The following is a 13,292-nucleotide window of genomic DNA, read 5'->3' on the forward strand; positions in this document are numbered from 1 at the left end:
TTACAACATGAAAAAAACAGGTAAAAAAGCAGCTATTGGATTTATATTTATCACGTTGTTGATAGATATTACAGGTTGGGGAATTATACTTCCCGTGGTTCCTAAACTCATTGGAGAACTTATTAATAGTGACCTTAGCGAAGCGGCAAAATATGGAGGTTGGCTTGGCTTCACTTATGCTATTACGCAATTTATATTTGCACCTATAGTTGGTAATCTTAGTGATAAGTATGGAAGACGCCCAGTTATTTTAATTTCTCTTTTTGGATTTGCTATTGATTATGTACTATTAGCACTAGCGCCTTCTATTGGGTGGTTGTTTTTTGGAAGAATTATTGCCGGTCTTACTGGGGCTAGTATTTCAACAGCTAGTGCATATATAGCTGACATATCTACCGATGAAGATAGAACTAGAAATTTTGGCTTAATCGGCGCAGCTTTTGGATTAGGGTTTATTATAGGTCCGGTAGTAGGTGGTTTACTTGGACATTATGGAGCAAGAGTTCCCTTTTATTTCGCTGCTATATTATGCATGGTGAATTTTCTTTACGGCCTGTTTATACTACCAGAAAGTTTAGAAAAAGATAAACGTCGGTCATTTAACTGGAAACGTGCAAACCCTATTGGAGCAATTAATTTTTTGATAAAACAGTCAAAAATATCGAATCTCGTCATTGCTTTAATTTTGGTCTATGTTGCCCTCCACGCTGTACAAAGCAATTGGCATTTTTTTACTATGTATAAATTTAATTGGACGGAAAGAACTGTAGGTCTATCGCTTGGTATTCTTGGTTTATTGCTTGGCTTAGTACAGGGAATTCTAATTAGATGGACAACTCCAAAATTAGGAGAACATAAAAGTGTATATTTTGGGTTGCTATTTTATGCATTAGGTTTAATGCTCTTTGCGTTTACTAATCAAGGATGGATGATGTTTGTTTTTCTCGTTCCCTATTCCTTAGGTGGAATCTGCGGGCCCGCACTTCAATCAATAATCAGTAAAAATGTTCCTGCCAATGAACAGGGTGAACTGCAGGGAGCATTGTCAAGTTTGGTGAGCGCTACTTCTATTTTGGGGCCTCCAATTATGACAAACTTATTTTATTATTTCACTCATGATAAAGCACCATTTCAATTTTCAGGAGCACCATTTTTTCTAGCATCCATTTTAATGTTTATTAGTGTAATTATTATATATTTTGCTTTTCGACAAAAAAGTGAAAAAAAAAGCTAAAGATTAAAAAAATGCAATAATAATCTCCAGTTTTTTGTTGCAATTCCAAGATTTCTATATATTAAAAAGAAGCTGTCTCAATACTAAAATTTGGGACGGTTTTTTTATTGGATTGAATTTTTATCAGATGCTAGCAATTTTAGGAAACGGAAAAAAGTTACCTTTATGGAAGGCCGAGAAAGTATTAGTATTTTATGGATCAAGTATAAAACTTGGGGCGGCTAAATTTTCGGCGTTTTGCGATGGTGGCGTAGTTGAAACACAATCTTCGATTTACATAAAAGTTTACAATATATGGAAACCTCGAATGCTTATTCCAATTGGTTTATTATTCTTGATGAACTTAGGTTACGGCGGATATTTACTCTTTTCCAAGGCAAAAGAGTGCAAGTTGCAACGAAAATACTTTAATCAGTAACAAACAAGAAAAAGAACTTAGTCTGTAACAAGTATCACATCCTAACATTTTCAAGTTATTGTTGAATTTTGCAGTTTCACCCGCCTTACGTAAAATACTTGTCCGCCGTAAGGCTTTTTACCTTCCAAGCTTGCTCAATATATTGTTCATTTCTTTAAATTGCTCTTCGTTGTTTGAAGCATAAATTAAGTCGTAATAATTGTCATTTTTCTGAATTGCAATTACATCGTTTTCGAGATTTCCGAAAAAGTCGATACCAATCCATTTTGAGAATGAAAATTCTCTTTTCTTAAAATTCTCTTCTATAATTTTAAGCTCTTCGTTATTTATGTTTGTAAATTCTTCTGAGCTAAATTGAAGCGCAAAAACTGCTTGCAGATTTGCCATTGCTTTTAAAAAATCAGTTAAAGAATTGGTTTCCTTACTCCATTCCTGTTCTTCGTAGCTCATATAAACTGGCGGATTGTCGAGATGCAAGTCATTTTTGTCAATTCCCCAAACACAAGCCCATTGGTTTTCGACGTAAAAAATCAGATAATCATTATTTTTAGAAAACCTTAATTTTTCGGGTTCAATAAGTCTGTCTTGGGTTTGATTAAGTTCTCTTATTTTCCCCAATTGTAGGTAATAATCAAACAGCATTTTGGGAATGCTGGTACAAATATTTTTAAATACAGAAATTTCATCTTCCGAAAAACCGTTATTTTCAGTGATATCAAAAAGTTGTTTTATTTCTTTAAACGCTGTCATTATATTTTTGAGTGTTTTGTGCTTAATGTACTGATTGTATTTCTGGCTTGGCGTTAGGGTGGGACTCCGCAGGATACTCACGCTTAAACATCAGTCCATCTAACGCAAGGCTCTCTGTCAATAATGGCAGCTAACGGTTCGGCGCTTTGCAGTTCCGCCCCACTATTGCAAAACCCTTGTTACCTGCAGCTTTTTGTTATTAGTTAGATTTTCATTTTGTCATTTAAACCCAAATAATATTTTTCAAGCATTTTTGTATTAATAATCCGTTCGTCTGTTTTATCATCATTTTTGTCTGTGTAAACAAGCCATTTATTGTATAATTCGTAGAATATTTTTGTTCCACTTTCTGTCAGGTCGTTATTTAAAAAGTTCATATGCAATATTCTGTCTTGTTTATCAAGTGGGTTTATTTTCAGAAGTCCTTTGTCATAACAAAACCGTAAAAACGTGATGTGTAAATTATATATTTTTATAATGCTGTCTTGATAACTTCTATTAACTTTAAAAAGATAAGAAATGTCAGTTACAAAGTCTTTTTGAAAGTATAAGTCATCATAAGTAGTAATAATGGCTTTCTCTAACAATTCAAAATTGTCATTATATTCAATTTGTATTAGTTTGTAATAGCCCCAATCGAAAGTTTTCTCTTCAATTGCATTTGGAAATATTTTTTTTAAATTTTCTGTTGAAATTAATAATAGTTTATTGTCAAAAAGAACTCCAATTCTTTTCCCATTTCTATATAAAACATAGTCACTAAACATTTTCTCAACCATTATGTTGCGAATACTTTTAGTTTTCTTATAAAATTCTTCTGCGTATTTTTTTGTTGTCATATTGGTTACTCAATGTTGTTGGTCAATAAAGTTACGGGTAACTTGCAGATTGGCGCAACTTTGTCGTTTTTATTTATTCACTGTCGTTTGCTACCGTTTTAAAATTAAGGTATTTTATGTTTCAATGGCAAACGCTGGGTTTCGATTACGTTTCGTAAAAAAAGCGTTTTTTGCACTTCAGCCCGCCTGATGCAACACCCTTGTTGGCGGTAGTGCTATTTTTCAATTCGTTTTTTCACAATTTCTAAAAGTTCGTCTTTTGTCATAAATGTATTTATAAAATCTTCCAGATTTCCTTCGTTAGTTACTTCTCTAAAAAATACTTCGTGGTCAGTTCCAAAGAGAGTTGGGTTTTCTGGGTTTGGGTCTGTTAAACAGATGTAATAATTGTCTGGAAAACCATAACTATAAAATAGTTCAATAAAGTCTGGTGTTTTGTCGTTAGTTACTTTTATTATTTCACTTAAATCAGTTTCTTCTTCGTCGGTGAAATCAATATTCCATTCTTCAAAGTCGTCTGTTCCTTCTTTAAAAGGTGTAAAAAGTCTCGGTTGCCAAAATATTTGTCCGTAGCCTTCTTTTGTCAAACAAAAATATTTTTCTATAATTTTGTCATAAAGTGCTTGTTTGTCTCTGTTAAATAGTTCTTCGTTCTCATTGATAAATGCCCCAATTCCATAAATTGGTTCTGCTTGTTCGGCTGTTTGCCAAGGCGTGTCTTCTGGTTTTTGATAAAGTACAGTGTCAAAAGTTATGGAAAGAATATCTTCCGCTAATGAGTTTCCTTTAACGTTGTCAATATTTCCTCCAAGTTGTCTTATTTTTTCTAAAATTTCTGTTTTCATTTTGTGTTATTGTTAGTCAGGTTGCGGTCGGTCAAGCATTACCGCTAACGTTTCGGGGCTTTGCGATGGTGGAGTAGTCGAAGCACAAAAACTGAATTTATTAATAAAGTTTAATTGAAAAACTGCCGTTGAACTTTGGTTTCGCCCTACTATTGCAAAACCCTTGTTAGCCGTTCGCTTTTTTGTCCACCGAAATTTGGTTTTATATAATTGGTTCGTCATAAGCATCTCCTAATTTTTCGAAGTCTTCTGGTAGCCAATACCAATGCTTTCCTTTATTTGCGTATAAATTTTTCAATAGTTCAGTGAAATTTTTCGCAACAATTGCAGAGTCGCCTTGTAATGAATGAGTTTCGTAGAAGCTGTCATAACATTGTCCATTTCGTTCGTTTGTCAAGTCGATGCTGATATATTGGCTCATTTCATCAACTTTTGCTATCAAATACCATTCCATTACAAACTTCGCCTTCAAGCTCTTCCCAAATAACATCATCTTTTGGGTATAAGTATTTATTTGTCGGAATAAACTCCTCTCTTCCTACAATCGTTATTCCGTATGGTTTGCTTTCAAACAATTTAATTCCGTCTGTCAATTCGTAAAATTCTTTTAAGTCGTCAGGAATATTTGTCGGTAAAGCAATTTCCTTGTTCGCTGGTCTGACCTCGCAGTTCTCGTCCTGCTTGATTAAGTTTATAAGTTCTGTTATATTCATAATTTCTAATTAGTTATTTTGGTCTAAGCGGTGTCGGTATAGTGACGCACAACTTGCAGATTGGCGCAACTTTGTCGTTTTTACTTATTTACTGCCGTTTGCTACCGTTTTAAAATTAAGGTATTTTATGCTTCAATGGCAAACGATTTACAATTCGCTGGGTTTCGATTACGTTTCGTAAAAAGCGTTTTTTGCACTTCAACCCGCCATTACGCCAAACCCTTGTCATGTGCCGTTAAATTGGTGGTTCCAATATTTTAGGTTTAATCTTGTAATTGTCACTGTGCCGCAGGAGGTGATTATAAGCGATCTGCGAAAGATCATCGAACTTGAAATCATAGATGTACATGGAGAAGCCTTTCTCAATGTGCTGCTTGATATAATTGTTGACAATGGCGTAGCTTTTACCACTTCCGGGAGTCCCCAAAAGCATGGATGCACGAAATACATTCACTACCGAAATCCAGCCATCAATCCATTTTTCATCATAGTAAAATTTTGTTGGAAGGTTGACCGAAAACTCATTTTCGATAAGCCTGGTTTCCTGCATAAAACTTTCGTTTTCATTATTGAAAGGATCATCCATTAATCTGTTCTTAAGCAGTCTGCTCATCCATAAACCGGCAACCATAAGCAGGATAAAGCCTACAGAAGTTGTGAGTATGTATAGTAAATTGGAAATTTTAAGAATAGGGAAATTTAGAAAGTAAAGTAATGAACCTGATACAAGGCAGGTATTAATGTTTTTCCATTTGATTTTCTCGTTCTTAACACCCTTTGTACCAAGACAACTTAACGCCAATAAGATCAATGCAAACAGCTTACTGTATAAAGAGTTACTAAAAAGACCGGATGTTCTCTGAAAATTCTTTAAAATCCTTTCCAAAACTTCAAGTGTCCATCCCAGTTCATAAAAAATAGAATAGCAGAACCAATAGAAATTCATCAAAACCAAAAGGATGCTCACGGCTCTCATAAAGGCCATTATTTTTGCGAGTCCTCTCAAATCATCTTCTTGCATAGCTGAGAATTTTCAGCATAGATATTGAGCGAAGCGCCATTTTTTTGTTTTAGGGTTATTACGTGAATAGTTTTACCTATTATATCTTAATCTGACGTACTGATATTTTGAAAAATTGATTGAATAGTTTCAAAAATATTTCTATTTTGTGTGGAGGTATTGAGTAAAAATAGTAGGGGCCCAGAACAGGTATGGATGACATAATAGGAAATCGGAAAGTCCTTTTGATAAACAAACTTTTCGAATTACTTTCAAATCGAAGGATTACCAGGTTGTTTTATTAAAAACAGATCTTAAAAAGAATCAAACGGAAATTAGCGTTCTGCTTGATGGTTCTGTGCAGAAAATGATCAAAAAAAATAATAAGTGGTGCTTTGATCACGGTAAGGATGAGGAACTTGCAAATGACATTTGGAGAGCAATTTCACTTCGTTATCGAATTTTTACTTAAGAAATACGATGCTTTCAAAGTTTTTAAATTTTCGTAAAGTTGGGATAGGTTTGGAGCCAAATGCTGAATAAGATAATATGACTGGCTCACCTTCTCTTTTTTAAAGGTTATGGAAATTATGATAATTTGCTACATTTACAGAATAACGCACCCATCTAAAAGTGCATTTACAAGTAAAGCTAGGTTGAGGGTAAGGCAGAAGTAAATTATAATATAGTTAAGGATGGTAAAGAAATGAACTTTTATCTGGCTTCTAATATCATTGTTGAGTTAAAAGCTGGAGTGAATTATTTGTTTCGTGTAGAAATAAAAGAAAATAACAATTTATCAAATGAAAATAGTAATTTTAAGTCTAATTGTATTAAACTTCACCTTAATTAGTTGTCAAAACAAAAATGATAATAACAGTAAAGTTTTAAACAAAGCAAACAGCCAACATCCAAATCATGAAAATAAAAATTCTTTGATTACTAAAAAAGATTTAGATTTAATCGATCTTCAATTTGGAAAAAACATCGAAGATTTTTTAATTGGAACGGGCTTATTACCAATAGTGAATGAGTGGTCTACAAACATGGATTATGAAGAATATTTTTTTCCGAAAAACAAGAAAATAAATGTTCTAATAGCTGGAAATATAATAGACTTTAATAAATCTGATGCCAAAATTTTTTATTTCAAAGAGAGTAAAAAAGTTTGGTTGTGTGATATTGAGCTATTTAATCAAGCTAATAATACTAAAGTTATTGCTGATATAACAAAAAAACTGAATTCAAAACCTAGTTTTTATAATAAAACCATAAATACTCCAGAACACCCTATAACAATTAATGAAAATGGAGAGCCAGAAACAGATCATATTGAAAAAACAGTTCAAGTCTTGAAAAACAAATCAAATACAGTAACTTATTTTATTATTGACGAAAATAACGTTACTAAGAATGAAAAAAAATTAAGAATTCTTATGTTGCATAGAAACTCCTCTAAGTACAAAGAATATTTAGACGGTTTGTCGTCTTGGGGATATAAAGAATAATACTATGATGTGGAACTCAGAGACATCGTTTCACTTTCTTTAACTGTAAGAGAAGTCTTTAATTTTGAACTCCCGTTCAATCTTTCAAGATATGAAATAAAAATGTCGGAAGAATAAATCTTCCGACAAGTTTTATTACCATCAACGGTAATCCTTAAATACACTACTCTTAAACTTTCTTTTTTTTCAGGTGTTTTCAAGAAGAACATTACACCAAAACTGTTTTCAAGCATAATCCAAATTTTATTAAGTTAAAGTTCGAAATATGTTGCTCTTTGGTCAAGTCGTTAATGTGATTTACAGTGCTTTAAATCACTTTTTGTGGCAGTTTTTTTTGACTTGTAAAACTGCCACAAATCTGCCACAAAAATTAGGAGTGTTTTTGAAAATTTTGCGATTCCAAAACCCACAAAAAAAGCCTGTAATTCTTAAAAATTACAGGCTTTAAAGCTTTTTTGACGATTTTGAAAGCTTTATGCTTTCTTCTTAGCAGAGAGGAGGGGATTCGAACTTATTTTGTTTTTGACCCTGTTAGCACTGTTTTCCGACTGTTGTTTAATCGTTTTGCCACGATTCTGCCACAATCTTTGTTTATGCACTCCAAACTGCGTTTTTTATGTCTTGGCGGAAAGGGAGGGATTCGCAACCCATATCAAAAATGAAACTGTAAATCAGACACTTGAAAACAGAAACAAGACAAACTCTGACAAAACTCTGCCACTTTCAAAAAATGATGGTATATTTGAGAAAATGGAATTCAAATATACTAATCCCGAGATTAAAAGAGGTAAGCAAATCACCGAAGTACCCAAAGGAAGTACTAAAAAAAAGGAACAAGCTAAACAAACATGGTACATTAGCTTTCAAGCGTTCAATCCATCGTCAAATTCAATGGAAAGAAAACGCATTACTGGTGATATCAACAGAATTAAAGATCCCAATGACAAAGAGGAGGCCGCTCAGTTGCTTTGCGAAACGTATCGGGAGCTGTTGGAGGGAGGATGGAATCCTTTTGATGAGGTTGGAAATGAAAAGCTTCGTAGGAGTGTGGTAAACATATCTATGATTGAAGCGGTAGATGCTTTCGTTGAATATCATAAAATTAAAGGAAGTCGAAAAAAAACGATTCAATCTTATTCCTCTAAGCTCGCTTTCATATCAAATTACTTCAATGAAAAGAAAGTATGTGATATACAGGACAATGACATAATTAAGTTTATGAACGAAGTTTCTAATTCAAACAAGTGGGCTCCAAAAACATTCAACAATGCCAAAGGTATCTATTATGGGCTGTATGAATTTTTAAAATTAGAAAAGTATGTAAGCGAAAATCATTTTGCGTCAATCAAAACTAAATTTGTCCCTAAGACAGAAAGTCATAGAGTATTCACAGATGAGGACTTCAAACTAATAATGGAAGCCGTAAATAAGGATAAGATGCTTGCATTATTTACTAGATCAATTTATTACACATGTATCCGTCCAGGGGAACTGATGCAATTGAAGCGTAAACATTATGATTTAGACAAAAATCAAATTCTCGTACCATCATATATAAGTAAGAATAAAAAAGATGGCTTCGTACATATAGCAGATGAATTTAAGAAATTATTAGAACAATTTCGTGATATAGATGGTGAATACCATCTTTTCTGTAATGATGATCAACTGTATGGCACTATTCCTTATCATCCAAATAGGCCATATAAAAGGTTAATGTCGATTTTAAAGAAACTCGATTTACACAAAAAAGGTTACACCTTATATAGTTTCAAGCACTTTAGTAATGTGAAGAAATCTTTATCAGGATGGACAGTTGCCGAAATAATGAAAGCAAATAGACATGCCTCAATTGAACAGACAGAAAAATATCTAAAAGATCTGTTAGAGTTTGTTGACATAACCAAAAAGCCAATACCAACCATTTAAAATATAGGGTGAGCCAATTTGTAATAATTTAGGCAAGATTGTATCTCACCCTTTCGCATAATTTATGAAAGATAATACACAACAGGACGGATATGCACCTGCTCAATTCAAAATGAACTTAGGGTACATTGAAAATATCCTTTACAAATACCACAAGATATCAGAAGCCCTTAATTCACAGAAACCTCCAGACAGTTACCCAACCTTTATGGAAGAAGTCGAACGGATAAGCGAGGATAACGATGCACAGATAAGTATCCTTAGGGACATCGTCACGAACCAATTTGTCAAATTTGACAGCGATAATAATCCTACACAGGTATTAGAAATTATTAATCTTGACAACCTAAACAGCACCGAGCGAATTGCAGTTCAAACTTTGGCCGGTATCGTCTATCAGTATTGTATCCATGACTACCAATACTACTTTGCACGCCACGTAGGAGAAAATATGTCGGACAAAGGAGCAAATGATCACGATGAAATTTTTCTTAAAAGGGCTTACGACCTATTAAAGGATCTGAAGAACCTCTTACTATTTAGAGAGGAAGGATTTGACAACAACAAAATCACGATCGACAAAACCGATCAGCGTGATATTGGGCAAGGAAAAATGAAAAGCTATTTAGTAAAGGAAAATCAAGTGGAGATACAAGATCCTTCTATAATGAGAAAGATATCGGATATACTTATAGATGAGCTGTTGGATGATATCTTACATATACCCAATGCCTACATAGACTCGTTGAAGTTTACAACGCTTACTGCCGAATCCATCAGTTATAGATTTGTAAATCAAGAGTTCGAAAAAATCCGTCCTTCAGTGGAAAAAGAAACAAAGGGGAAACAGCCGAGTAAGAAAGCTGTTTTTAAGGGTTTGATCAGCAAGCTCGTTAGACAATACGTCAAGGATGAAAAATTAACATTCAATGAAAAAGAACTGGACGAGCGGGAAAGCCAATTGCTCGCCTATATGTTATTGAGCTGGTTTGGATTTATTTCCCTCGATCTCGTTAATAGCCATAAGGACAGGGATAGCCGAATTAAATATATGGACTCGCTTCCCGAATGGACTGATACCCCAATTCTGCCCAATAGGATGAATCTTATTTCTAAAGAGGGGCTGCTTAAAAATTTTACTCACTCTTAATCAGTTCCCAGTGATTCAATAAAAAAATAGCAAAAAGTGCTGGTGCACAATTTGGCTTTCTTTGTCTCAACAAACAAGGGAAGTTATTTAACCACGAGCGTTAATGCCCTTGTTTGATAAAACAGACAGGGGCTTTTTGTTTGCTGCAGAAAACAGAGGTCGTTGTCATTAAATTTAAAACAATGGCAAATTTAAAAAAACCAACAAAAATGAAAGCAATTGATCAAGGGTCGACTACAGTAGATCGAAATAGAAATTTAAGAAGGGCAGTTAAAACTAATGGTAAAATGAACGCTAAAACATCAGCTAATCAGGCTACAGAACTTATAACCCATCTCAATATCTTTAAAAACAAAGATGAGCAACGCCAATTTCTGCGTGAGTACACTAAGTTGCCAATATCATGTCAAAACAAGCTGTTAGGTCTCTGTGAAATTATCAGTGACGGGAATAGATCTTTTAAAATCTCACAATACATGTCACAAAGCGATCAGGGATATGAATACTTTGATTTTATCATCTATCATAAAAGAGAAGGGATCAAGCCTACAAGACAGCAAATGCCTGCAATCGGATTGGTAAAAAAACTTATATCGGTTTACTATGATACAAACAGTAAGATAGACCTTAACATCAAAGATCTACTCAGTCACTGTAATACAATATTGGCAAATACGACTAGTCGTCGTAAAAAAGTATCTGCGAAATCCGAGGTAACTACAGAGACATCCAAGTAATTTTTAACCAAGGGAAGAGAGAAAGGCGCCATCTCCCTTCCCTAAATCAAATCAAACAAATGTTAAGAAAAAAATACATTGACCTACATAAAGGCCAGTGGCTAAAAGACCTGTTTGCTCAAATTCCGAGCGACAAATTGATCGACAAAGGTTTAACGGGTATTGGCGCAACGACCATGGAATTATTAAACGCATTTCGGAATGCAATTATTGTTGTGCCAAATGTCCCCGCCATATTAGGGAAAGTAAAAGCGCATAAGGGTGTGGTTGACATCATGGCCGTCAAAAATAGAGTACGAAAGGAAACGATCATAAATTATTTAACGAATGATGAGATCAAAGTTAAAAAGTTGATGACGACACCCGAATCGTTTCATGTGATCGTTGATGTTATGGAATTGTTAGACATTGACATGTATAAAGACTATTTTCTGCTTATAGACGAATGTGACAAGATGATAGTGGATTCTCACTATAGGAAAAGCATAAGTGATCCTATGTGGCATTTCTTCTCGTTTGAAAATAAGGCGATAATATCGGCGACGGCAATCGAGCCCAGTGATCCACGATTTGTGAAACATAATTTTGAGCACATTATTATCAATCCAAAGTTTGATTTTTCAGTTGACGTGGAACTTATCGCAACAAATAATCCTGTACAGGCATTTAAAAAAAAGTACAATGAAATTAAAGCGCTTAAAGATGATGCTCCAATATTTGTTTTCTTTGACTCTGTCCGAGGGATTTTAACAGCCATCGAAAAATTGAAGTTGAAGAGTGGGTATTCAATTTTCTGCTCATCCACCTCACGGGGTAAGATAAAAAAAGGAACTTCCCATTTGGAACATATCTTCACGGAAATGGACTTTAACAAGTTAAATAAAATTAACTTTCTTACATCCCGATTCTATACGGCTATTGATATTGAAGTCAAGAAGTCCCCACATATAATTATTTTGTCAGACGTTTTACGATTTCCACATACTATGGTTAATCCCAGTACTGACGTGGTTCAGATCAAAGGAAGATTTCGGAATATCGATCTCAAAACGTTGACCTGTATTTCAAATCATACAAATAGAAATTTCTACAGAACGGAATGTGAGGTTAACGAATATCTCAAATTCAACAAGTATGCCTATAACGTTATAAAAGACAGAAAAGATATTTCAATATTTGAAACCGATCAAGATGTGATCACGGAGGTTCTACAGACGCTACCATATGATAAATTTATGAGGACTGAGGACATCGAAAACCACTATATGATTGACAATTTTCGTTACAAGAATAAACTCACTGCAATTTATGCTTATGTAAATAATTGGGTTGAAGCATTCAAGAAGGAAAACATGTTGCATCACTATTTCAATCCAAAGGTCGTTACATTCCATTCTGATGAGAAAAATGGATATTTATCACGCTTTAAAAAGAAGTTCAATGATATTGTTAAAGATGTCGTTAAAGCGATTGAGAAAGCAGAAAGTTCAACAATAACCATTTTTAAGGAGGAAATCGAAGCCGAGCTACAAAGGGAATATCCCGATATAATTCAAGCATATGAATTGCTGGGAAAAGATAAGCTAATTAAAATAGGCACGAGCAAATCGAAGATATCAAGAGAAATATTGCTTCATAGGCAGACTAAAGGTTTTTATTCAAATTTTGACTTGCACAAAGAAGCTGAATTGAGTTTAGAATTAAATACCTTTTATTCCGAGGGGCATTTAAAAAGTGTTGCAGAGTATCTTATATCAAAATATGATTTAAAATTTTCGACGGTTCAATACAAGAAGTTTTTGCAAAAGCTGTTCGTAATGAGCAGACGTACAGAAAGAAGGCTAAATGGGAAGTCGGTAAAAGGGCATCTACTACTTGAGAAGCTATTTTAACCCAAATAGTTTCAGACAGATTTTCGGTATATAATATATTGTATCGGAAACCTGTCTGAAATTTTGCCAAATTTTACCCATCTAAAATAATAGGTGAAGCCAATTACCCTTTTAACAACTTTTGAGACGTTCTTTTAAATGGTAAAAGTTTTGTAAAGTACAAATGCAAATTTAAAGAAAATATCAGCGCATGTTGATGTACTCCAAATATCCCGACATTTATAAAAACTACCATAACTGCCTAAAATTTCCCCGATCCTCGCGCATCTTTATCTAT

General features: G+C 33.9%; 12 protein-coding genes and 1 pseudogene. 7 read left to right on the plus strand and 6 right to left on the minus strand.

The genetic code is table 11. The features are described 5' to 3' along the window. Positions 1-7 precede the first annotated feature (7 nt). Together G6053_RS13655 and G6053_RS13660 are read left to right on the plus strand one after the other, a co-directional pair. Complete coding sequence (locus G6053_RS13655) at positions 8-1,234, plus strand: TCR/Tet family MFS transporter (RefSeq protein WP_165306782.1); 1,227 nt, start codon at positions 8-10, stop codon at positions 1,232-1,234. Between the two features lie 127 nt (positions 1,235-1,361). Beyond that, positions 1,362-1,652 (plus strand): hypothetical protein, encoded by a 291-nt coding sequence (locus G6053_RS13660; RefSeq protein WP_165306783.1) that lies wholly within the window; start codon positions 1,362-1,364, stop codon positions 1,650-1,652. Positions 1,653-1,769: 117 nt separating this feature from the next. On the opposite strand, the gene G6053_RS13665 is transcribed toward G6053_RS13660, so the two are convergent. From G6053_RS13665 to G6053_RS13690, 6 genes and pseudogenes are all read right to left on the minus strand, one after another. Beyond that, positions 1,770-2,402, minus strand: coding sequence for a hypothetical protein (locus G6053_RS13665; protein WP_165306784.1), 633 nt, complete (start codon positions 2,400-2,402; stop codon positions 1,770-1,772). 203 nt (positions 2,403-2,605) lie between these two features. Further along, positions 2,606-3,241, minus strand: coding sequence for a hypothetical protein (locus G6053_RS13670; protein ID WP_165306785.1), 636 nt, complete (start codon positions 3,239-3,241; stop codon positions 2,606-2,608). Between the two features lie 215 nt (positions 3,242-3,456). Beyond that, positions 3,457-4,086 (minus strand): hypothetical protein, encoded by a 630-nt coding sequence (locus G6053_RS13675; RefSeq protein ID WP_108634472.1) that lies wholly within the window; start codon positions 4,084-4,086, stop codon positions 3,457-3,459. A gap of 202 nt (positions 4,087-4,288) precedes the next feature. After that, positions 4,289-4,507 carry a hypothetical protein gene (locus tag G6053_RS13680; RefSeq protein ID WP_165306786.1) on the minus strand — a complete coding sequence of 73 codons (219 nt, stop codon included), beginning with the start codon at positions 4,505-4,507 and terminating at the stop codon, positions 4,289-4,291. A gap of 4 nt (positions 4,508-4,511) precedes the next feature. Next, a complete protein-coding gene (locus tag G6053_RS13685; protein ID WP_165306787.1) occupies positions 4,512-4,799 on the minus strand; it encodes a hypothetical protein in 288 nt (95 codons plus the stop codon). Positions 4,800-5,055: 256 nt separating this feature from the next. After that, a pseudogene (locus G6053_RS13690) lies at positions 5,056-5,820 on the minus strand (YWFCY domain-containing protein); the annotation flags it as partial. 782 nt (positions 5,821-6,602) lie between these two features. On the opposite strand from G6053_RS13690, the gene G6053_RS13695 reads away from it, so the two are divergent. From G6053_RS13695 to G6053_RS13715, 5 genes are all read left to right on the plus strand, one after another. Beyond that, positions 6,603-7,307, plus strand: coding sequence for a hypothetical protein (locus tag G6053_RS13695; RefSeq protein WP_165306788.1), 705 nt, complete (start codon positions 6,603-6,605; stop codon positions 7,305-7,307). Between the two features lie 621 nt (positions 7,308-7,928). Further along, positions 7,929-9,236: a site-specific integrase gene (locus tag G6053_RS13700; protein ID WP_165306789.1), complete on the plus strand. Its 1,308-nt coding sequence runs from the start codon at positions 7,929-7,931 to the stop codon at positions 9,234-9,236. Between the two features lie 64 nt (positions 9,237-9,300). After that, complete coding sequence (locus G6053_RS13705; protein ID WP_165306790.1) at positions 9,301-10,386, plus strand: hypothetical protein; 1,086 nt, start codon at positions 9,301-9,303, stop codon at positions 10,384-10,386. A gap of 182 nt (positions 10,387-10,568) precedes the next feature. After that, positions 10,569-11,123: a hypothetical protein gene (locus G6053_RS13710; RefSeq protein WP_165306791.1), complete on the plus strand. Its 555-nt coding sequence runs from the start codon at positions 10,569-10,571 to the stop codon at positions 11,121-11,123. Between the two features lie 59 nt (positions 11,124-11,182). Beyond that, the gene (locus tag G6053_RS13715; protein WP_165306792.1) at positions 11,183-13,015 is read left to right on the plus strand and encodes a hypothetical protein; all 1,833 of its coding nucleotides are present in this window, start codon (positions 11,183-11,185) and stop codon (positions 13,013-13,015) included. Positions 13,016-13,292: the final 277 nt, after the last annotated feature.

This window comes from Sphingobacterium sp. DR205 (genome assembly GCF_011064245.1).
Lineage (GTDB): Bacteria > Bacteroidota > Bacteroidia > Sphingobacteriales > Sphingobacteriaceae > Sphingobacterium > Sphingobacterium athyrii.